23 protein-coding genes are annotated in these 20,864 nt (G+C 29.7%); 22 read left to right on the top strand and 1 reads right to left on the bottom strand.

The window, feature by feature from the left end; all coding sequences use genetic code 11:
* Positions 1 to 70: 70 nt before the first annotated feature.
* From cbiM to HPRAE_RS07710, 21 genes are all read left to right on the top strand, one after another.
* Entirely contained in the window at positions 71 to 682 is a 612-nt protein-coding gene (gene cbiM, locus HPRAE_RS11135; RefSeq protein WP_014553677.1) for a cobalt transporter CbiM, read from the top strand.
* Complete coding sequence (locus HPRAE_RS11130; RefSeq protein WP_014553676.1) at positions 679 to 1,260, top strand: hypothetical protein; 582 nt, start codon at positions 679 to 681, stop codon at positions 1,258 to 1,260. The genes cbiM and HPRAE_RS11130 overlap by 4 nt, the downstream gene beginning before the upstream one ends.
* Positions 1,260 to 2,018 (top strand): cobalt ECF transporter T component CbiQ, encoded by a 759-nt coding sequence (gene cbiQ, locus HPRAE_RS07800; protein WP_014553675.1) that lies wholly within the window; start codon positions 1,260 to 1,262, stop codon positions 2,016 to 2,018. The genes HPRAE_RS11130 and cbiQ overlap by 1 nt, the downstream gene beginning before the upstream one ends.
* A 1-nt stretch (position 2,019) precedes the next feature.
* Positions 2,020 to 2,643, top strand: coding sequence for an energy-coupling factor ABC transporter ATP-binding protein (locus HPRAE_RS07795; protein WP_014553674.1), 624 nt, complete (start codon positions 2,020 to 2,022; stop codon positions 2,641 to 2,643).
* 87 nt (positions 2,644 to 2,730) lie between these two features.
* Complete coding sequence (gene cobJ, locus HPRAE_RS07790) at positions 2,731 to 3,471, top strand: precorrin-3B C(17)-methyltransferase (protein WP_014553673.1); 741 nt, start codon at positions 2,731 to 2,733, stop codon at positions 3,469 to 3,471.
* On the top strand, positions 3,468 to 4,235 hold the full coding sequence (gene cobK, locus HPRAE_RS07785; RefSeq protein WP_014553672.1) for a precorrin-6A reductase: 768 nt from the start codon (positions 3,468 to 3,470) through the stop codon (positions 4,233 to 4,235). The genes cobJ and cobK overlap by 4 nt, the downstream gene beginning before the upstream one ends.
* Positions 4,236 to 4,254: 19 nt before the next feature.
* Positions 4,255 to 5,325, top strand: coding sequence for a cobalt-precorrin 5A hydrolase (locus tag HPRAE_RS07780; RefSeq protein ID WP_014553671.1), 1,071 nt, complete (start codon positions 4,255 to 4,257; stop codon positions 5,323 to 5,325).
* Entirely contained in the window at positions 5,318 to 6,724 is a 1,407-nt protein-coding gene (locus HPRAE_RS07775) for a cobyrinic acid a,c-diamide synthase CobB (RefSeq protein WP_014553670.1), read from the top strand. The genes HPRAE_RS07780 and HPRAE_RS07775 overlap by 8 nt, the downstream gene beginning before the upstream one ends.
* A gap of 1 nt (position 6,725) precedes the next feature.
* Entirely contained in the window at positions 6,726 to 7,679 is a 954-nt protein-coding gene (gene cbiB, locus HPRAE_RS07770) for an adenosylcobinamide-phosphate synthase CbiB (protein WP_014553669.1), read from the top strand.
* Positions 7,680 to 7,729: 50 nt separating this feature from the next.
* Complete coding sequence (locus HPRAE_RS07765) at positions 7,730 to 8,668, top strand: GHMP family kinase ATP-binding protein (protein WP_014553668.1); 939 nt, start codon at positions 7,730 to 7,732, stop codon at positions 8,666 to 8,668.
* A complete protein-coding gene (cobD, locus tag HPRAE_RS07760) occupies positions 8,613 to 9,713 on the top strand; it encodes a threonine-phosphate decarboxylase CobD (protein ID WP_014553667.1) in 1,101 nt (366 codons plus the stop codon). The genes HPRAE_RS07765 and cobD overlap by 56 nt, the downstream gene beginning before the upstream one ends.
* Before the next feature lie 17 nt (positions 9,714 to 9,730).
* On the top strand, positions 9,731 to 10,324 hold the full coding sequence (gene cobU / locus HPRAE_RS07755) for a bifunctional adenosylcobinamide kinase/adenosylcobinamide-phosphate guanylyltransferase (protein WP_014553666.1): 594 nt from the start codon (positions 9,731 to 9,733) through the stop codon (positions 10,322 to 10,324).
* Positions 10,321 to 11,073, top strand: a complete 753-nt coding sequence (gene cobS, locus HPRAE_RS07750; RefSeq protein ID WP_014553665.1) for an adenosylcobinamide-GDP ribazoletransferase — start codon at positions 10,321 to 10,323, stop codon at positions 11,071 to 11,073. The genes cobU and cobS overlap by 4 nt, the downstream gene beginning before the upstream one ends.
* A gap of 23 nt (positions 11,074 to 11,096) precedes the next feature.
* Complete coding sequence (locus HPRAE_RS07745; protein ID WP_014553664.1) at positions 11,097 to 11,594, top strand: ECF transporter S component; 498 nt, start codon at positions 11,097 to 11,099, stop codon at positions 11,592 to 11,594.
* A gap of 2 nt (positions 11,595 to 11,596) precedes the next feature.
* A complete protein-coding gene (locus HPRAE_RS07740) occupies positions 11,597 to 12,349 on the top strand; it encodes a hypothetical protein (protein WP_014553663.1) in 753 nt (250 codons plus the stop codon).
* Between the two features lie 52 nt (positions 12,350 to 12,401).
* Positions 12,402 to 13,334, top strand: a complete 933-nt coding sequence (gene hemC / locus HPRAE_RS07735) for a hydroxymethylbilane synthase (RefSeq protein WP_014553662.1) — start codon at positions 12,402 to 12,404, stop codon at positions 13,332 to 13,334.
* 29 nt (positions 13,335 to 13,363) lie between these two features.
* Entirely contained in the window at positions 13,364 to 14,956 is a 1,593-nt protein-coding gene (gene cobA / locus HPRAE_RS07730; RefSeq protein ID WP_014553661.1) for a uroporphyrinogen-III C-methyltransferase, read from the top strand.
* Between the two features lie 24 nt (positions 14,957 to 14,980).
* Entirely contained in the window at positions 14,981 to 15,952 is a 972-nt protein-coding gene (hemB, locus tag HPRAE_RS07725; RefSeq protein WP_014553660.1) for a porphobilinogen synthase, read from the top strand.
* Between the two features lie 58 nt (positions 15,953 to 16,010).
* Positions 16,011 to 16,649 (top strand): hypothetical protein, encoded by a 639-nt coding sequence (locus HPRAE_RS07720; RefSeq protein ID WP_014553659.1) that lies wholly within the window; start codon positions 16,011 to 16,013, stop codon positions 16,647 to 16,649.
* A gap of 51 nt (positions 16,650 to 16,700) precedes the next feature.
* Positions 16,701 to 17,999 carry a glutamate-1-semialdehyde 2,1-aminomutase gene (gene hemL, locus HPRAE_RS07715; protein ID WP_014553658.1) on the top strand — a complete coding sequence of 433 codons (1,299 nt, stop codon included), beginning with the start codon at positions 16,701 to 16,703 and terminating at the stop codon, positions 17,997 to 17,999.
* On the top strand, positions 17,999 to 18,412 hold the full coding sequence (locus HPRAE_RS07710; RefSeq protein WP_014553657.1) for a sirohydrochlorin chelatase: 414 nt from the start codon (positions 17,999 to 18,001) through the stop codon (positions 18,410 to 18,412). Before hemL ends, HPRAE_RS07710 begins: the two co-directional genes overlap by 1 nt.
* Before the next feature lie 47 nt (positions 18,413 to 18,459).
* On the opposite strand, the gene HPRAE_RS07705 is transcribed toward HPRAE_RS07710, so the two are convergent.
* Positions 18,460 to 19,278, bottom strand: a complete 819-nt coding sequence (locus tag HPRAE_RS07705; protein WP_014553656.1) for an aldo/keto reductase — start codon at positions 19,276 to 19,278, stop codon at positions 18,460 to 18,462.
* Between the two features lie 161 nt (positions 19,279 to 19,439).
* On the opposite strand from HPRAE_RS07705, the gene HPRAE_RS07700 reads away from it, so the two are divergent.
* Positions 19,440 to 20,822: a DUF2254 domain-containing protein gene (locus HPRAE_RS07700; RefSeq protein ID WP_014553655.1), complete on the top strand. Its 1,383-nt coding sequence runs from the start codon at positions 19,440 to 19,442 to the stop codon at positions 20,820 to 20,822.
* Positions 20,823 to 20,864 lie beyond the last annotated feature (42 nt).

Raw genomic sequence — 20,864 nt, 5'->3', positions numbered from 1 at the left:
AAAGTCATTTTATCATAATTATTATTTAATAACAATTAATTTGTTAGCACTTTGAAAGGAGTGAGTTTAATTGCATATTTCGGAAGGAGTCTTATCAGCCCCTGTTTTAATTGGCGGTGGAATAGCATCTGCTGCAGGAGTTGCTATCGGTTTAAAAACAATGAAAGATAAAGATATACCTAAAACAGCTATTATATCTGCTGCTTTATTTGTGGCTTCTTTAATTCATGTTCCCCTTGGGCCAACAAGTGTCCATCTACTTTTAAATGGTATTTCAGGGATTATACTTGGCTGGCAGGTTTTCCCAGCTGTTTTAATCGCTTTATTTTTACAGAGTATTTTATTTCAGTTTGGTGGGATTACTGTTTTAGGGGTTAACACCCTAAATGTTGCCTTACCAGCTATTATAGCACATCAATTTTTTAAGTTATATGATTTTAAAAATACCCGTTTTTTCTTAGGGACTACTGCCTTTTTTAGTGGAGCTTTATCGGTATTTATAACTGCACTAATGGTAGCCCTATCTTTATTTTTCACAAATGATTCATTTTTAAAAATTGCTAAATTAACAATTGTCAGTCATGTACCAGTAATGATTATTGAAGGGATTATTAGTGTTTTTGTTATATTTTCAATTAAAAAAATTAAGCCAATTATTTTAGAGGAGTTGTATAAGAAATGATTTTAGAAAAAAGATTTAAAAACTTAATTTTATTAGTGAGCTTATTAGCAATCATTGTATCTTTTTCTTTACCAGCTTTTGCTCATAAAGTTATTTTGTATGCTTATGTTGAAGGTGATAAGATTATAGCAGAAGGTGGTTTTGGAGATGGATCTCCTGCTAAAAATGCAGAAATTACAGTACATAATAAAGCAGGCAAATTATTGGCTGAGGGAACAACAGATGCAAATGGAGTTTGTGAAATTCAAATTCCAGCTAAAACAGATTTAGAATTAAAAATGAATGCAGGCATGGGTCATCAGGCTGAATATTCAATAACTGAATCAGAATTACCAGCTCTTAGTCAAGAGGGATCTGCAACAAATTCAGATTTGAAAGCAAAAGCTCAGACTGTGAATGAAGAGCAGCTAAGAAAAATCATTGCAGAAGAATTAGATAAAAAATTAGCTCCAATTAAAAAAAGTATTATTCAAGCAAATCAAGATACTGGCCCTAGTTTTACAGAAATAATAGGTGGAATTGGTTATATATTTGGTTTGATGGGAGTCGCTTTATATTTTAGAAAAGGGAATAAGTAATGTTAGTTGAGCAAAAAAATACTTACGGGGACAGCTGGGTACACCAGCTTGATCCCCGTTTAAAGATAATAGTTGCTTTTTTAACAGCTTTTATAATTGCTTTAACAAAAGATTTAGTAACTTTAACGTATTTTTTATTTTTAGCGATTATCTTAATTTTTAATAGTAAAATAGAAATTAAATTCCTTTTTAAAAAATTATTAATGATTAATTTTTTTATAATTATTATTTGGATTTTTATCCCATTTACTTTTCCAGGAGAGATATTAGTTAGTTTTGGAAAATTTAGTTTAACAATTGAAGGTGTCTATTATGCTTTAAAAATAACTCTGCGTTCTAATGCCATTATGCTCTTAATTATTTCTCTTTTAACAACTACTACTATGTCTAATCTTATTCATGCTTTATATAGATTAAAAGTAGCTGAAAAATTAATTTATTTATTTTTCTTTGTTTATCGTTATTTGCATATTATAAAAAAAGAATATAATAGTTTAAATGAAGCGATGTTGATGAGAGCTTTTAAAGCAAAAACTAATCTGCATACTTATAAATCTTATGCCTATTTAATTGCAATGCTTTTAATTAAAAGTTATGAGCGCTCTCAAAAAGTTTATGAGGCCATGATTTGTAGAGGCTTTAAAGGTAAATTTATATTTTTTGATGATTTTAAAATAAAAAAAATTGATATTTTATTTACAATTGCTCTAGTAGTTAGTTTGAGTTTAATATTTGTAATTAAGGAAGGCTTGATTTAAAATGATAAAAGTAAAAAATTTAGCTTTTAGTTATGAAAAGGATGATTGTATTTTAGAGGACTTTAATTTTAGTTTAAAAAAGGGAGATAGAATAGCCTTGATTGGTGATAATGGCTGTGGTAAAACAACTTTTTTTAAATTAATTATGGGCCTTTTAAAGCCTGATGCTGGGCAAATAAAAATATTTGGTCAAAAAAGAGAAAAAGAAGAAGATTTCATTGAAATTAGAGAAAGAATAGGTTATTTATTTCAGGATTCAGATAATCAACTTTTTTCTCCTACAGTTGAAGAAGATATTGCTTTTGGCCCGATTAATTTGGGGAAATCTAAAGCTGAAGCAAAAGCAATTGTTGCTCAAAAATTGGCTTTAGTTAAAATGGAAGGTTTTGAAAAAAAGGTTACTTATAATTTATCTCAAGGTCAGAAAAAAATAATAGCTTTTGCTGCGGTCTTAGCAATGGAACCTGATATTTTATTATTAGATGAACCATTTGCCAGTTTAGATAAGCAATCTGTAAAAAGAATGATTAAAATTTTAAATAAAATACCACAATCTTTTATTATTGTATCACATAATAAGGTTTTGTTAGATCAGGTGACTAATATTAGTTATTTTATTGAATAATTAAGTTCTAATTTATTAGTTTATAAATATTATTAATACTAAAATTTAATTTATTAAGTATTTAAAATAAGGAAGGATTGATTTAAATTGTTAACTGAAGATCTTTATGTTATTGGAATTGGCCCAGGTGATTTAGCTAGTATGAGCCGTGAGGCTTATCAGACTTTAAAATCTGTAGACATTATAGTTGGTTATACAACTTATCTTAAATGTATAGAAGAAATAATTGGTAAAGAGCAAGAAACTTATGTTAGTGGAATGAGCAAAGAAAAGGAAAGAGTAAAAAAAGCAATTGAATATGCAAATTCTGGTAAAAAAGTAGCTTTAATTAGTAGTGGTGACCCTGGTGTTTATGGAATGGCTGGTTTAGCCTTAGAAATGGCTGAAGTAGAAGCAGCTGAAATTAAAATAAAAGTTTTACCAGGAATAACAGCAGCAAATGCAGCAGCAGCTGTTTTGGGAGCACCTTTAATGCATGATTATGCAGTAATTAGTTTAAGTGATATTTTAACTCCCTGGGAAGTTATTTTAAAAAGATTAAAAGCAGCAGCAGCGGCAGATTTAATTACAGTTTTATATAATCCGCGCAGCAGTAGAAGAAAAAAGCAGCTAAAAAAAGCAAGAGAAATTTATTTAAAAGAGCGTGATCCTAAAACTCCTGTTGGAATAGTAAAAAATATTTCAAGAGAGGGAGAAGAAGTTCTGATTACTGATTTAGAAAATTTACCCTTAACTAAAGTAGATATGCTATCAACTGTAATTATTGGAAACTCTCAAAGTTATGCTGCTAATAATAAAATAATTACTCCCAGAGGTTATAATGTATGATTTTAATTATTGCTGGAAGTTCTGATAGTTATCAAATAATTTCAGCTTTAAAAGAAAAGCAAAAAAGAATAATAGCATCAGTAACAACTGATTATGGCCAAGAATTGATTAAGGAAAAATTTGAAATACCAGTTATTAAAAAAAGAATGGATACAAAAGCTTTAATTGATTTAATTAAAAGTCAAAAAATAACTCAAATTATTGATGCTACTCATCCTTTTGCAGATAAAATAAGCAAAAATGCTATTAAAGCTGCTCAACAAACTGAGATTACTTATCTTCGTTTTGAACGTCAAGAGCTCAAATTAGACACTAAATTAACTGCCCAAGCTAAAATAATTAGAGTGGCTAGTTATCAGGAAGCTGCTTTTAAAGCTAAAGATTTTGAAAAGATATTTTTAACTACAGGCTCTAAAAATATAAATATTTTTATAAATGAGATTACTAATTATAAGCAGCGACTATTTTTGAGGATAATGGCTTTTCCAGCTTTTATTAAAAAGATTTTAGCTGCTGGTATATCTCCTGCTAATTTGGTAGCAGCTAAGGGTCCTTTTAGCAAAGAATTTAACCAGGCAATGTTTAAAGAGTACCAAGCAGATGTTATTATAACTAAGGCAAGTGGAAAAACAGGTGGTTTAAAAACTAAAATTGAAGCTGCAGCTGCACTTGGTTTAACAGTTATTTTAATCGAAAGACCAAAAATTGATTATCCCAAAGTTTTTAATACTGTTGATAATTTGATAGAATATATAATAGATTGATTTGATTTGAGGTGAGATAGTGTTTGAAAAAGCAAAAATAGCAGTTTTAGTCTTAACACCAGCAGCCAAAAAAAATGCTTTAAAGTTAAAACAGGAAAATCCAAATTTAGATTTGTTTTGCTCAGAAAGATTAGTTGGAGCTAAAACTAAGAATCAATTTAAAACTTTTAGCTCTTTAAGAAAAATAGTGACTAAGATTTTTAAAGACTATGATGCTTTAATTTTTATAATGGCCTTAGGTATTGTAATTCGTATTATAGCTGAGCTTTTAGAAAGTAAAAAGACTGATCCTGCGATTATCACTATTGATGATCAGGGTCAAAATGTAATTAGTACTTTATCAGGACATTTGGGTAGAGCAAACGAGCTTACACTAGAAATTGCCAAAATTTTAGGAGCTAGGCCAGTGATTACAACAGCTACAGATTGTAATAACAAGCTAGCTATTGATCTTTTAGCTCAGCGTTTAAATTGTGAAATAAAGCCTTTTAAACGTTTGAAAAAAGCAAATTCTGCTTTATTATTTAAACAAGAGCTTCATATTTTTAGTAATTATAAATTCAAGTTACCAGCAGATGATAATCTAAAAAAATATCCTATGTCAGAATTTGATAATTCAGCTGAAGCCAATGTTTTTAAGGTAGTGGTTGCTAATCAAAAATTTAAATTAGGAGCAAACCAGATTCAACTTTTTCCTAAAAATTTGATTATTGGTCTTGGCTGTAGAAAAAATACTCCTTTCAAAAAACTTGAGCAAGCATTAAAGCAATTTTTAGCCCAAAATAATTTAGCTCAAGCTAGTATTAAAGGTCTAGCTACTATTGATTTAAAAAAAGATGAAAGAGGAATTGTAAAATTAGCTGCTAAATATAATTGGCCATTAAAAATAATTGAGCGATCTGAAATTAAAAAGATAGAAGCAGATTTAGAAATAGCAAAATCAGATTTTGTTAAAAAAACAATTGGAGTCTCAGCTGCTGCAGCGCCAGCGGCTATTTTAGCTTCTAAATCTGGCCAATTAATAATCGATAAAACAAAATACTCAGGTATTACTCTGGCAGCTGTAGAGGAGGAAATTGAAAGTGAATAAAAAATTACTTATTGCTGGTACTAGAAGTGGTGTTGGCAAAACTACAATAGCTTTAGGCCTAATGGCTGCTCTTAAAAAGAGAGGACTGCAAGTCCAGCCTTTTAAAGTTGGGCCTGATTATATAGATCCAGGTTTTCATACTTTAATTTGTAGTCAGAATTCTTATAATTTAGATAGCTATTTTTTGGGTACTGCTGGAGTCCAGCAAATATTTTCAAAACTTAGTGCTCAAGCTGATATTTCAATTATTGAAGGGGTTATGGGCTTATTTGATGGTAAAGGTAAGGATTCAGTCAGCAGTTCAGCTGAAATAGCTAAAACAGTTAAAGCACCAGTTGTTTTAATTATTGATGCTCGAAAAATAGCTCAAAGTGCAGCAGCAGAAGTTTATGGTTACAAACATTATGATCCAGACTTAAAGCTAAAAGCTGTTATTATTAATAATGTAAGCAGTCAGCATCATTATCAACTTTTAAGAGATGCTATTAAAGCTAAAATGCCTGAATTAAAAGTTTTAGGCTATTTACCTAAAAATCAAGAACTAAAATTACCTGAACGCCACTTAGGTCTGGTTCCAGTAGCTGAAAGTAAAGAATTAGAAAATTATTTAGAAAAATTAATTCAAATTATAGAAAAATATTTAGATTTAGAAGCCCTATTAGAAATAGCTGCAGTAGAAAAAAATCCAGAATTTAAAACTGGAACTCAATTCAAGCCTTTTGTAGATTTATTTAAAAGCGATTTCAAAAAAGATATTAGCAAAAATAAAATTAAAGTTGCTGTTGCCTTTGATCAAGCCTTTAATTTTTATTATCAAGCTAACCTTGATTTATTGCAAGAATTAGGAGTAGAAATTATTGAGGTGAGTCCACTCAATGATGTTCAATTACCTGAAGTTGATGCCTTTTATCTAGGAGGAGGTTTTCCAGAAAGTTTTTTAGCAGAACTGGAGGCTAACAAAAGCTTTCAAGCAAGTTTAAAAGCAAAAGCTAAAGCTGGTCTCCCAATTTATGCTGAATGTGGTGGTTTAATGTATCTTTGTAATTCAATTGAAGATTTAAATGGAGCTAAATATAATTTAGCAGCTTTAATTCCGGCTCAAATAAAAATGACATCTAAATTACAAGAAATGGGTTACCGTGAAATTACTGCTCTGAGTGATAATCTTTTATTAGCTAAAGGTGATCAAGCCAGAGGTCATGTTTTTCATTATTCTCAAATAACAAATATTGCAGCTGAGCTTAAGCAAAAATATGAATACAGAGATAAGTTAGAAGGTTATAGCAGTAGTGATAATATATTAGCTTCTTATGTCCATCTTCATTTTTGGTCTAATCCAAAAATTGTCGAGAACTTTTTAACAAGAGCTTTAAGTTATCAAAAAAATAGAGGTGCTTAATTTGGATTTTATTTATATTTTAATTATGGCTTTTATTTTAGATTTAGTTATTTCAGACCCCAGCTGGATTCCACATCCAGTTGTAATGATGGGCAATACTATTAGCTTTTTAGAGAAAAAATTAAGAAAGTCTAAAAATAGCCCTCAACTCCAAAAAATAAAAGGTGGAATTTTAGTTTTTATTATTTTAGGACTTAGTTTTTTGAGTTCTAAATTATTAATTGATTTTGCTGCTGGTCTAAATTATTATTTTGCTTATTTATTTAAGCTGCTGCTTTTAAGTTTGTGTTTGGCTCTTAAAGGATTAATTGAAGCTGGGCTGAATGTTTATAAAGCCTTAGCAGCAGAAGATTTAGATTTAGCCCGCAGTCGAGTAAATATGATAGTGGGTCGAGACTGCAGTCAAAATAATGAAGCAGATGTTATTAGAGCGGTTTTAGAAACATTAGCTGAAAATACATCAGATGGTATCTTAGCACCTGCTTTTTATTATTTAATTGGTGGAGTTCCTTTAGCTGTAACCTATAAGGCAGTAAACACTATGGATTCTATGTTAGCTTATAAAAATGATAAGTATTTACATTTTGGTTATTTTGCTGCTAAAACTGATGACATTTTTAATTATATTCCAGCTCGGATTACAGCTTTGCTAATGGTAATTGCCACTTTTTTACTGCAGTATGATTTTAAAGCAGCCTTTACTTTTATTTTTAGAGATGCAGCTAAACACCCGAGTCCAAATGCCGGCTATCCTGAGTCAGCTGCAGCTGGTGCTTTAGGACTTCGTTTTGGTGGTTATAATTATTATCATGGTCAAAAAAGTTTTAGAGCTTATATTGGAGAAGCAAAAAATGATTTTAAGAAAAATGATATTTTACGATTAAATAAAATAATTTATTTAACATCATTTTTATTTTTAACAATAGCATTTATAATTAGCTTACTTATAGTTTAAAGTTTAATTAAAGTCTTTATTTAAGTTTAAAAAGGAAAGGAGTAATACTTTTGCAGGAAGTTATACTGCGAGTTCCAGGTAGCTGTGGTGAGCTTGTTCAGGGTACAATTAACGGTCAGGATTTTTTAATTTCTTGTCCCATAAATTTATATACTAAAGTTAAAGCTAAGTTAGTAGATTATAAGTTAGGAGAAAATAAGGTCTTAATTAATCAAAAAGCTCCCAAAACAAAAGCAGCAGTCAAAAAACTTCTTCAGCTTTATAATTTTAAGTCTAAAGTTGAACTAGAAATAGATTCAGAATTAAAAGCTGGGATTGGGATGGCTTCTTCTACAGCAGATATAAGTGCAGCTACTGCTGCAGTAATGCTTTTAGTAAAAGGGGAAATTAATTTTGATCTGCTTAAAAATATTTGTTTAAGTTTAGAACCAACTGATAGTGTTTTTTTAGAGGGAATTAGGTTTTTTGATCACAGACAGGGAAAAAAAGATTTTCTACTGGCTGAAGCACCAGAACTTGATATTTTGATTTTTAAAGAAAAAGGAATTGTTGATTCTATAAATTTTAATCAAACCCAAAAATTAGAAGCTTTAAATGATTTAAAAAGTTTAGAAGTAAAAAAAGCACTAGAGTTTGTTATTCAGGGTTTAAAGACTAACGATAAGCAGTTGTTAGCTAAAGGTGCTACAATCAGTAGTTTAGCCCATCAAAATATATTATTTAAAAAAAATTTAGATAAAGTATTAAAACTTATTCAAAATAAAAAAGAAGTCTATGGGCTTAATATTGCTCATAGTGGAACTTTAATTGGAGTTTTAATTGCTAAAAATTTTAAAGCTAAAAATTTAGTAGAGAGAATAAAAAAAAATACTGAACTAGAATATCTGAATCGGGTTCAAATGATTTCTGGTGGTCTAGAAAGGAAGATTTTTAATGGAAGATCTACATCAACATGGAGGAAAATTGCTAGAAATAGCAGCTCAAAATAATTTAAAAACAGAAGCTATTATTGATTTTAGCGCTAATATAAATTTTTTAGGTCCTCCAGCTGCAATTACTGAAGCAATAGCTAATAATTTAAAGCAAATAAAAAATTATCCAGAGATTAATTCTAAGGGGTTAAAAAAATTAATTGCTCAAAAACATCAGTTAGAGCCAGAAGAGGTTGTAGTTGCTAATGGGGCAGCAGAGATGATTTATCAGTTAGCAAAAGTATTAAATCCCAACAAAGTGATGGTTATGGCACCTACTTTTTCTGAATATGAACTAGCTGCTAAATCAGTTGGAGCGCAAATAGAATATTTTCACTTAAAAGCTGAGTCTGATTTTAAACTTGATCTAAAAGAATTAGAAGCTAGTTTAAATAAAGAGCTTGATTTATTATTTCTCTGTAATCCAAATAATCCAACAGCTCAATTAATTAAGGCTGCTAAACTAGAAAATTTAATCAAAAAAGCTGCTCAAAAAGAGATTACAGTTGTGATTGATGAAGCCTTTATTGATTTTTTAGCTCAACCAAAAATTTATTCAGTAGTTAATTTTTTGGCAAAATATGATAATTTAATAGTTTTAAAATCAATGACAAAATTATTTGCTATACCTGCTTTAAGGCTTGGTTATGCTTTAACAAATAGAGAATTGGGCCATAAATTAGAAAATAATAGAGATCCTTGGTCTGTTAATTATTTTGCTCAATTAGCAGGAGAAATTATCTTTAAAGAAAATAAAGAAATTGAAAAATATATTAAAAAGAGCAAGCAAAAAATTGCTAGGGAAAGAAAATATCTCTATCAAAAACTGCAGCAGATTAAAGATTTAAAAGTATATCAACCAACAACTAATTATATTTTTATTGATTTGTCAGCTAGTAAATATCAAGCAGCTAAATTACGACAGAAGTTAGCTAAATCAGCCTTATTAATTCGTAATTGTGATAGTTATCATGGTTTAAATGAAAACTATATCCGAGTTGCTGTTAAAAGTAGAAAAGAAAATAATATTTTATTAGCTAAATTAAATAAATTGTTTAACTAAAAAAGGAAGTGGAATAAATGAGTATTATCTTAATTCAGGGTGGAGCTCGGAGTGGCAAAAGTACTTTTGGTGAAATGATGGCTGAGAAAATCGGTGGGATGGACGTAATTTATTTAGCCAGCGGAGTTGCTACTGACTCTGAAATGAAAGCAAGAATAAAAAAACATCAAGCACAGCGTCCTGCAGCTTGGAAAACAAAAGAAGAAGCTTATGCTATTAGTACATATTTGAATCAAGTTGAAGCCAAAAAAACAATTTTATTTGATTGTTTAACAACTTATATTAGTAATTTAATGTTTAAAAAAGAAGGATTAGAATTTCCTCAAATAGAAAATGAAATTCTGACTGAGATCGAAAAGATTTTAGCTATTGCTCAGAAAAAAGAATTAAACTTAATTATTGTGCATAATGAAGCTGGCAAAGGGGTAGTTCCTGCTTCAAAATTAGGGAGAGAATTTAGGGATATTTCTGGTAGAGCCGCTAGAATTACTGCTCAAGCTGCAGCTGAGGTTTATTTAGTTCAGGCGGGATTACCTTTAGCAATTAAAACAGAGGGGCTTAAAAACATAGCAAAATATACAGCTGAAGACCAGGAGGTTAAAGTACTTTGAAAAACATAATTAATAATTTTTTAAACGCTTTAGTTTTCCTGACGAGGATTCCAGTTAAAATTAAAAATCATTCTATTTTAAAAATTAATTATTTACCATTAGTTGGTTTATTAATGGCTTTTATAATAATAGCAGCTGAATATTTGTTGATGAATTTTTTTACAGTTGAAATTAGAGCATTACTTTTATTAATGCTATATATTTATTTAAGTGGAGCTCTACACCTGGATGGACTCGGTGATTTTTGTGATGGTTTTTTTGCAGGTCGTGATCAAGAAAAAACAGCTGCTATTATGCATGATTCTAATTCTGGAATTTTCGCTTTAGTTGCTTTAATTTTAGTTTTAATTTTAAAATATTTACTTTTTAAAGAACTATTATTTGCAGATCATATTGAAGCTCTAATTATCATGGCTGTAATTGCTCGTTTTTCTCTGGCTCAAGTTATTATGTTTGCAAATGTTTCTAAATTAAGTGTAATGGCAGAAGCTTTAAAAGCCAATGCTAAAAAAACTGATTTATTTTATTGTAATTTAATAACATTTATTATATTAGGAGTCTATATTTATTTTTATGGATTAAATTTTGTTTATCCAATCTTATTAGCTTTAGTTTTAATTTTAGCTTTAATTCTATTTTTGCTTAATTGGAGTCAAAAAAAACTGGGTGGAATAACAGGAGATATTTATGGAACTATTATTGAGTTAGGTGAAATTTTATTCTTATTAGCATTAACAATTTATTTATAAATTTAGTTAAAAAGGTGGTTATTATGCAAAAGTCAAATTCTAAAAGTCAATCAATTTTAAATACTTCATTTTTAGTTAAAGTAGCACTTTTAACTGCTTTATCTGTAATTGGTTCTTATCTTAAATTTCCAGGGCCAGTCGGTAGTATAGCTCTTGATTCTTTACCAGGTTTTTTAGGTGCAGTTTTGCTTGGAGGTAAAGGTGGAGCTTTAATTTTAGTTTTAGGACATTTTCTTTCTGCTTTAAACTCTGGTTTTCCTTTAGGTCCAATCCACATTTTAATAGCATTTATTATGGGGAGCTGTGGTTTTATATTTTCCTATTTAATGCAAAAAAATATTTATCTTGCAGTAGCTATCACAACCTTTGTTAATGGTGCTGTTTCTGCTGCTTTATTAATTCCTTTTTTTGGGATACCATTTTTTTATTCCACAGCTCCTGTTTTAACAGTAGCTTCTTTAGCAAATATTATTTTAGCAGTAGTTATTTCTAAGTTAATAAAAGATAAGGTGACATTTTAGAAATGGGTAGCTTAAAAACTCCACGTGATATTTCTCTACTGCAGTTAAATAAAGAAGAAATATTAGTTATTGCCTGTGATTCAGCTGGTGGAATAGGTCAAAAAACTTATGATCAAATTAAAGTTTCTAATCAAATTGTCGGTCAATATACAGTTAAGGTACCTCTAATGGAAGTGATGTCAGTTGGAGCAGAGGTAATATCAGTGATTGATAATCTGGGGGTTGAATATGAGCCTACAGGCAGAGAAATTATTACTGGAATTAAAAAGAACTTAAAGCTTTTAGGAAAAACTGAATTATTAAATGGCAGTACTGAAGAAAATGTAAAAACTCTGCAAACTGCTTTGGGAGTTACTGTTATTGCTAAAGTTAAATTAGCAAAATTAAAACAGTATCAAAGCTCAAATTTAAATAATATAATTGTAGCAGCTGGTCTGCCCTTAGTTGGAGAAAAATTATTAGCTGCTAAATCTAAGGCAGTTGATTTTAAAAAGTTTTTGCAGTTGAAAAAGTTGAACTATTTAGATCAAATTTTACCAGTTGGCTCAAAAGGTATTTTACATGAATTAAATATTTTAGCTGCTGAAAATAATTTAGATTTTAAATTAAAAAAGTCCAAACATAAATTTGAATTAGATTTAGAAAAATCAGCTGGCCCAGCAACAGTTTTATTACTCAGTTTAGATCAGAAATATTTAGCAAAATTAAAATCAGAAATAGAACTTCCAATTACAGAAATTGCTAAATTTAAATAGTTTGCAGTTTTAAATTGGTTTTTTTAAAAATATTAAAACAGGGATGGTAAAAGTGAAAAAAGAATATATTATAGGAACTCGTAACAGTAGTTTAGCTTTAAAGCAGTGTGAAATTTTAAAAGCAAAATTAAGTTCTAAGTTTCCTGAATTAGAATTTAAAATAAAAGAGATTTCAACAACAGGTGACCGTGAGCGAGATAAGAAATTTAGTGAAATAAATGTTGAAGGTATTTTTATTAGAGAAATTGAATATGCTTTATTAGCAGAAGAAATAGACCTTGCAGTTCATAGTTTTAAAGATTTACCAACTAAATTGCCAGCTGAATTGGAAGTAGCTGCAGTTGTAGATAGAGCTAACCGCTATGATGTGCTAGCTGGAGCTGAAAACAAATTAGCTGAACTAGCAAAAGGAGCAAGATTAGGAACTGGAAGTTTAAGGCGTAAATCACAGTTATTAGCTTATCGACCGGATTTAGAAATTGTTCCAATTAGAGGTAATATAGAAACTAGATTAAAAAAGATAAAAACTCACAATTTAGATGGAGTTATTTTAGCTGCTGCTGGTTTAGAGCGTTTGGGTTATAAAGAGCAGATAACTGAATATCTAGCTCCTGAGATTTGTTTACCTGCAGCTAGACAGGGAGCAGTTGCAGTAGAAATTAGAAAAGAAGATAGCAAGTTAAAAGAAATCTTAAAAACAATTGAAACTGAAAAAAACAACTTAGAAGTCTGGACTGAACATTCCTTTTTAGCAGAAATGGAAGCTGGTTGTCACGCACCAGTTGCAGCTGAGGCTATAATTGAAAATAAAACTTTAACTTTAACAGCTGCTGTAGGAGAAATTGATGGTAGTAGAATAATAAAAAAAGTAGCTAAAACTAAAAAACTTGATTTAGATTCAGTTCGCAGTTTAGCTCAAAAATTAGCAGTAAAAGTTAAGCAGGCAGGCGCTGCAGAAATAATAAAAAATTTAAAAAGTAATTAAATAATATAATTATAAAGGAGCATAAAAAAATGACAGCAAAAGTTTATTTAACAGGAGCAGGACCAGGTGATCCATCCTTATTAACTTTAAAAGCAAAAAGAGCTATTCAAGAAGCAGATGTTGTATTGTATGATAGATTAGCTAATAATCGTTTTTTAGAATATGCTGATCAAGAAGTAGAAAAAATTTATGTTGGTAAAAAAGCTAAAGATCATCATTATACTCAAACTGAAATTGAGGATTTGATAATTAAAAAGGCTAAGGCAGGTAAAACAGTTTGTAGGCTTAAAGGTGGAGATCCCTTTATTTATGGTAGAGGAGGAGAAGAAGCATTAAAGTTAAAAGAAGCAGGCATTGATTTTGAAATCATACCTGGTATTAGTTCTTCGATGGCAGTACCACTTTATGCAGGTATTCCTTTAACTCAAAGACATATGGCTTCATCTTTTGCAGTAATTACTGGCCATGAAGCAGCCGAAAAAGAAGAAAGTACAATTGAAATTGAAAAAATTGCAGCAGCTGTAGATACTCTAGTAGTTTTAATGGGGGTTGGAAATTTAGCTCAAATTACAGCAAGAGTTTTAGCAGCAGGTAGAAGTCCTGAAACACCAGTTGCTTTAATTAGGTGGGGTAGTCGTTCTAAACAAGAAACTATAACTGGTAATTTAACTAATATAGCTGCCAAAGTTAAAGAAGCTAATTTTAAGCCACCAGCAGTAACAGTGATCGGAGAAGTTGTTGGACTTAGAGAAAAACTAAGTTGGTTTGAGGATAAAAAATTGTTAGCTAAAAATATTTTAGTGACCAGACCAGCAGCACAGGCAGGTTCTATTTTAGAAATGATTGAAAAAGAAGCAGGCAATCCTATTTTATCACCAACAATTGCCATTAAAGAGAGTGAAAACAAAGAACAACTGCAAAAAGCAGTTAGAAATTTAGATCAATATACTCACCTTATTTTTACTTCAGTTAATGGAGTCAGATATTTTGTGAAGATGTTAAAAGCTGAAAAATTAGATTTAAGAGAATTAGCTGGCATTAAGATTATTACAATTGGTTCTAAAACAGCAGCAGAACTTAATCAAAATGGAATTAGAGCTGATTTAATGCCTGAAGATTATTCTACAGCTGGTATTTTAAAATATTTAGAAAGCTTAGAAGCTAAGGGTGAAATGAATTTAAAAACTAGTTCATTTTTGCTTCCCCGTTCTAATATTGCTCCTAAAAATTTACAAAAAGGGTTGAGAGAATTAGGAGCTAAAGTTGATAATATTATAGCCTATAGAACTGAAGCTGTTGCACTTCAAGCAGAAATAATAGATCTATTATTAAATAATGAGCTTGATCTTTTAACTTTTAGCAGTTCTTCAACTGTAGAAAATTTGATTAGTGGAATTAAAAATTTAACTAAAAATGAATTAGTTAAAAGTCAGCTTAATTTAGATCAAAAAACAGAAGCGGATTTATTAGCTAAATTAAAAGAAATACCTGCTGCTTGTATTGGTCCAGTTACTGCAGCTAAAGCTAAAGAATATAATTTAAATGTACAGATTGTAGCAGCAGAATATACGATTAAAGGACTAATGGATGCTGTTTTAAATTATTATGCTGAATTAAATTAATGTAATTTATCAGGAGGAATTAATATGAATTTAATAAAAAGACCACGCCGTTTAAGGACTTCTCAAAGCCTAAGAGAGTTAGTGAAAGAAACAAAGCTTTCAGCTTCAGACTTTGTTAAACCCTTATTTGTAGTTAACGGCGAAAATATTAGAGAAGAAATTCCCTCAATGCCAGGTAATTATCATCTCTCCTTAGACGAGTTAGAAAAAGAAGTTAAAAGCTTAATGGCTGTTGGGATTAAAGCAATTATGTTATTTGGACTGCCAAAGACTAAAGATGCTGAGGGTTCTAGTGCTTGGCAAGAAGATGGTATTGTCCAACAAGCTTTGCATTTATTAAAAGAAAAATTTCCAGATTTGCTTTTAATTACTGACTTATGTCTGTGTCAGTACACTGATCACGGCCACTGTGGAGTTTTAAAAGAGGGAAAAATAAAAAATGATGAAACTCTAACTAATTTAGCTAAAATAGCTCTTTCCCATGCTGAGGCAGGAGCAGATATGATTGCTCCCTCAGATATGATGGATGGTAGAATTGCTAAGATTAGAAATACTTTAGATCAAAATGATTTCAAAGAAATTTCAATTATGGCTTATTCAGCTAAATACCAGTCTGCTTTTTATGGACCTTTTAGAGATGCAGCTCATTCAGCCCCTGGTCAAGGAGATCGTAGTACTTATCAGATGGATCCAGCTAATTCTGATGAAGCTTTAAGAGAAATAGACTTGGATATTGAAGAAGGGGCTGATATAATTATGGTCAAGCCTGCTCTTTCTTATTTAGATATTATCCAGCGGGCTGCTGATAATTATGAGCTACCTCTTGCTGCTTATAATGTTAGTGGTGAATATGCGATGGTTAAAGCTGCAGCTGAAAAAGGTTGGATTGATGAAAAGAAAGTTGCTTTAGAAATTTTAACTTCAATTAAAAGAGCAGGTGCTAATATTATTATTACTTATTGGGCTGATCAAGCTGCAGAGTGGTTAAAAGAATAATTATAAGCTTAATTTGAGTTTGTAATTTAAATTTAATAATTTATTAAAAGGAGTTTTTATGGGGATTTTAGCCAAACTAAAGGAAAAGTTAATTAGTGCTTGTTTATATTATTATATTGATTTTGTTTATAAAACAAGTAAGGTAGAGCAAAAGGGTAATTTTAAATTTTTAGAAAATGAATACCCCGAAAAATTTGTTGTTTTTATTTGGCATGGTGATAGTTATGCTTATTATCCTTATTTAAAAGGTAAAAAATTAAATATAGTTACTACTCAAAATAAAAGAGGTGGTGTAGTTAGCAGGATTAGTAAGCATTTTGGTTATGATGTAATGAGGCTGCCAGATTTAGCTGCAGGTGGTAATTATATTTTTCAATTACGTAAAAAAATAAATCAAAATAATAAGGCTAATCTTGTGCTTTCAGTTGATGGCCCTTTAGGTCCTTTGCATGAGATTAAAGACTTCGCTATGATCATGCCTCTTTTTTCCAAACGCAGAATTTTACCCTTAACGATTAAAATAAAGTATAGCTTTAGTTTAAAAAATAGATGGGATCAACTAAAAATACCTTTACCTTTTAATAAAATAACTATTAGCGCAAATAAAACTTTTACAGTAGAAAAGAAAGATCGTAAAGAAAAATTTAGAACTTTAAAAGAAGAGATAAAAAAGATAATGGAAGTTAATGAAGAATAAGATTAAAGATTTGATTGGTAGTTTAAATTTAGTAATCAAGGAGGGTCAATTATGAGTAAGCGAAAAAAATCAACTACAGCATTTAAAAAAGCTAATAAATTTATTCCAGGTGGAGTAAATAGTCCTGCCCGAGCTTTTTCGGCAGTAGAGATGGATCCAATTTTTATTGAAAAAGGAGAAGGAGCTTATCTTTATGATATTGATGGTAATCAATATCTAGAATATGTTAATTCTTGGGGACCAATGATCTTAGGCTATAATCCACCTCAGGTGATTGAAGAATTAGAAAAACAGCTGCAATTAGGAACAAGTTTCGGAGCTCCAACAGAGGTAGAAACAGAAATAGCAGAATTAATAACAGAATTTTATCCTGCAGTTGATAAAGTTAGGATGGTTAATTCGGGGACTGAAGCTACAATGAGTGCAATTAGGCTGGCCCGAGGTTATACTGGTCGTGATAAAATTGTTAAGTTAGAAGGTTGCTATCATGGACATGGAGATAGTCTTTTAGTAGATGCTGGCTCTGGGCTTGCAACTTTAGGTATTAAAGGAAGTCCTGGTGTTACAGAAAATACTGCACGTGAAACTATTGTGGCACCTTATAATGATCAAAAGGCTGTAGCAGAAATATTCAATAAATATGGCAGTGAAATTGCAGGAATTATTTTAGAGCCTGTTACTGGTAATATGGGAGTGATTGCTCCTCAAAGAGGTTATTTAGAATTTCTACGGGAAATAACTTATAAAAATGGCAGTCTTTTAATTTTTGATGAAGTAATGACTGGATTCCGCTTGTCCCGGGGTGGTGCTCAAGAACTTTATGCTATTGAGCCTGATTTAAGTACTTTTGGTAAAATAATTGGTGGTGGAATGCCAGTTGGTGCATATGCAGGTAAAAAAGAAATTATGGATTATGTAGCACCCTTAGGTCCTGTTTATCAAGCAGGTACTCTTTCTGGTAATCCAATGGCTATGCAGGCTGGTTTAACTACTTTAAAAGCCTTAAAAAAAGAAGATGTTTATCTTGAATTAGAAAAGAAAGGACAAAAATTAGAAGCAGGAATTAAAAAAAATATTGAAGAACTTAATTTTCCAGCTTACTTTAATCGAGTTGGTTCAATGTTTACCTTGTTTTTTACTGATAAAGAAGTTCAAAATTATCAGGATGTTAAAGAATGTGATTTAGATCTTTTTGCAGCTTACTTTAAAGAAATGATTAATCAGGGCATTTATTTGCCTCCATCTCAGTTTGAGGCAAATTTCATTTCACTTGCTTTAACTGATTCAGATCTAGATAAAACTATTACTGCTAATTATAAGGCTCTAAATAAGTTGAAGGCTGAATTATAATGAAAAATAAAAAAGTTTTAGTTGTAGTTAGTCATGGAAGTAAAAGAAAACCAAGTAATGAGGAATTTAAAACTTTTATTAATGATTTAAATAAACTAAATACTAAACATAAAGAAAAATTAGAATCGGGATCTTTCAAATTGAATGAGTTTTATACTAAAATAGAAGGAGCTCATTTAGAATTTGCTGAACCACAATTGGAGTCAGTTATTGAAGCATTAATAAAAAAAGGTTATGAAAAGCTTGAGATTTTACCACTTTTTATTTTTGCAGGCTATCATGTTTTAGAAGATATACCAAGTAGAATGAAAAAATTAGAGGAAAATTATCAGCAGCTTGATTATAAAATTTTAAAACATCCAGCTGCAAATAATAATTTTACAGATTATATCTTTCAAAATATAATCTCATAAATTAAACGGGCTAAATTTCTGTAAAAGTATTTAGCCCGTTTTTTTATTTAATAATCAAATTCTGCAAAACTAGGTTCTATTAAGCGATTATTCTGATTTAATTTATCAATTTTTTCTCGGGCTTCAGCTGGTAATTCCCAGTCAAAAAGATTTAAATTAGCTTTTAAATGTGCTTTAGAACTTGCTTTGGGGATTGCAACAATATTTTTATCAATTAACCATTTGAGAGCAAGTTGAGCAGCCGACTTATTGTATTTATCTGCAAGATTTTGCAAAATTTCATTTTCAAAGATTTCACCTCTAGCTAGAGGACTATAAGCAGTTAAAATAATTCCATTTTTTCGACAAAATTCTAATAGATCTTTTTGATAAAACGTAGGATGAAATTCTACTTGATTAACAGCTATTAAATCAGGATAAAGTTCCAGGGCATCTTTAAGATGGTTTATAGTAAAATTACTAACTCCAATATTTTTAACTAATCCTTCTGTTTGTAATTCTTTTAAAGCTTTAAGACTAGTTTTTAAAGGAATTTCTTTATTTGGCCAGTGAATTAAAATAAGGTCCAGATATTCAATATTTAATTCATTTAAAAATCTTTTGGTATCTTCTATGATAGTTTGATAATTTAAATTTTCAGGTTTTATTTTGGATGTTATAAATAATTGCTTTCGCTGTGCTTTGCTGGCTTTAATACCCTTACCAACAGCCTGATGATTATCATAAAGATCAGCTGTATCAAGATGATTATAACCAATATTGATTGCTGTTTGGACAGAATTAACACATTCTTCTCCTTTAAGCTTCCAGGTTCCTAAACCAACAATTGGCATCTGATCACCTGAATTTAATTTAACATATTGCATTTTATTGGCCTCCTTTAATTTTTATCTAATTTTATTATAAATAAATTAGTAATTATTATCAACTTTAATTAAGAAATAAAGGAGATTAATTAATTATCTTGAAATTAATTAATAATGAATAATTAAATTTTTCAGATAATTTTAGTTAGAGGAGTGACAATTTGAAATTAAAATTTTTACATAATATAGAAAATAAAATATATTTTATTCCCTCACTTTATGCCTTAATTGCTACTCTAGTCTCAATTTTAGTTATTTATCTTGAGTACCAGTATAGTAGTTTATTAATTAATGTACTACCATCATTTTTCTTTACTTCCTATGATCTTTCAAAGACGATTTTATCAACTATAGCAGGTTCTTTATTTGCAATGATTACAGTATCTTTTTCAACTATTATGGTTGTTTTGACAATGTATTCTTCTCAATTTTCTCCGAGGACAATGCAGGACTTTCTTAAAAACAAAGTAACTTTAAAAGTTTTAGGTATTTTTATTGCTGGTTTTATTTATTCTATTTTAACTTTATTATTTATTGATGATAGACTTTTGAAATCAGGTGAATCAACTATTTTTTCTGCCATGATCGGAGTAATTATAGCAATTGTATGTCTTGGTTATTTTGTTTATTTTATTCATCATGCAGCTAATTCTGTACAAGTAAACCTCTTAGTTGAGAGTCTGAAAGAAGATGTAATTGAAATAGTAGATAAACTTGAAAAAAGAAATAATAGCAATGATCAAATTCGTAATCAGCCTCCAGATGATTTGAAAGCAAGCCTAGACCGAGATTTTTATGAATTACATCCCAAAAAAAGTGGTTATATTCAGATTATTTACGATTTAAAATTAACCCAGTTAGCAGACCAATATGACATAATTATAAGAGCTGAAAAAATGATAGGTGATTATATAACTGAAAATACAGTTGTTTTCAAATTCTGGCAGCTAGATGAACAAATGGACAAATTTAAGGATGAAAAATTAGTAGAAATCAAAAATAATATTCGTGATCATTTAGTAATCAGTAATGAGAGAAGCAAAAATGATGATATAGAGTTTGGCTTATTAAAATTAACTGAAGTTGCCTTAAGAGCAATTTCTCCAGGGATTAATGATCCTAATACAGCAATATTTTGTATTAATCAACTAGGTTGGGTTTTATCTAGAATTGCAGTAGCAAATTTAGAAAATACTTATTATTATAATGATAAAGATGAGCTTTGTTTTATTTTAGAAGATATTTCTTTTTGGGATCTTCTATATAAAACATTTTATCAGTTAAGTCATTATGGAAAACAAGATGTTTCTGTTGCTGGTTCTATAATTGATGCTTTAGTTATTATAGCAGAAGGTAGTCCTCAAGATGTTAAAGAACAAGTTTGGAAATTTAGTCATTATATTTTAGGTGGGTTTGATAAAAATGTACTTGAACAAGAAGATAAAAAGTTTTTAAATCACAAAATTTATCGCCTAGCTAAAGAAACAGGACATAAAAAACAAAAAGAAAAATATTTTCAGGTTGAGAATTTTAAAATAAATTAGTAAAGTCTTAACTTTAAATTTATTTTAAAAATGTTATCATTA

The organism is Halanaerobium praevalens DSM 2228, from assembly GCF_000165465.1.
GTDB classification, from domain to species: domain Bacteria; phylum Bacillota; class Halanaerobiia; order Halanaerobiales; family Halanaerobiaceae; genus Halanaerobium; species Halanaerobium praevalens.
The sequence above is the reverse complement of the archived record's forward strand: the minus strand, read 5'-3'. Positions and strand labels throughout refer to the sequence as shown.

What these genes read in the sequence shown, in the direction of transcription:
- HPRAE_RS07795 (WP_014553674.1), top strand. Translation starts at nt 2,020, where the DNA reads ATGATAAAAGTAAAAAATTTAGCTTTTAGTTATGAAAAGGATGATTGT.
- hemB (WP_014553660.1), top strand. Translation starts at nt 14,981, where the DNA reads ATGAATTTAATAAAAAGACCACGCCGTTTAAGGACTTCTCAAAGCCTA.
- HPRAE_RS11130 (WP_014553676.1), top strand. Translation starts at nt 679, where the DNA reads ATGATTTTAGAAAAAAGATTTAAAAACTTAATTTTATTAGTGAGCTTA.
- cobU (WP_014553666.1), top strand. Translation starts at nt 9,731, where the DNA reads ATGAGTATTATCTTAATTCAGGGTGGAGCTCGGAGTGGCAAAAGTACT.
- hemL (WP_014553658.1), top strand. Translation starts at nt 16,701, where the DNA reads ATGAGTAAGCGAAAAAAATCAACTACAGCATTTAAAAAAGCTAATAAA.
- cobA (WP_014553661.1), top strand. Translation starts at nt 13,364, where the DNA reads ATGACAGCAAAAGTTTATTTAACAGGAGCAGGACCAGGTGATCCATCC.
- cbiQ (WP_014553675.1), top strand. Translation starts at nt 1,260, where the DNA reads ATGTTAGTTGAGCAAAAAAATACTTACGGGGACAGCTGGGTACACCAG.
- cobK (WP_014553672.1), top strand. Translation starts at nt 3,468, where the DNA reads ATGATTTTAATTATTGCTGGAAGTTCTGATAGTTATCAAATAATTTCA.
- cobD (WP_014553667.1), top strand. Translation starts at nt 8,613, where the DNA reads ATGGAAGATCTACATCAACATGGAGGAAAATTGCTAGAAATAGCAGCT.
- HPRAE_RS07720 (WP_014553659.1), top strand. Translation starts at nt 16,011, where the DNA reads ATGGGGATTTTAGCCAAACTAAAGGAAAAGTTAATTAGTGCTTGTTTA.
- HPRAE_RS07705 (WP_014553656.1), bottom strand. Translation starts at nt 19,278, where the DNA reads ATGCAATATGTTAAATTAAATTCAGGTGATCAGATGCCAATTGTTGGT.
- HPRAE_RS07710 (WP_014553657.1), top strand. Translation starts at nt 17,999, where the DNA reads ATGAAAAATAAAAAAGTTTTAGTTGTAGTTAGTCATGGAAGTAAAAGA.
- HPRAE_RS07740 (WP_014553663.1), top strand. Translation starts at nt 11,597, where the DNA reads ATGGGTAGCTTAAAAACTCCACGTGATATTTCTCTACTGCAGTTAAAT.
- HPRAE_RS07745 (WP_014553664.1), top strand. Translation starts at nt 11,097, where the DNA reads ATGCAAAAGTCAAATTCTAAAAGTCAATCAATTTTAAATACTTCATTT.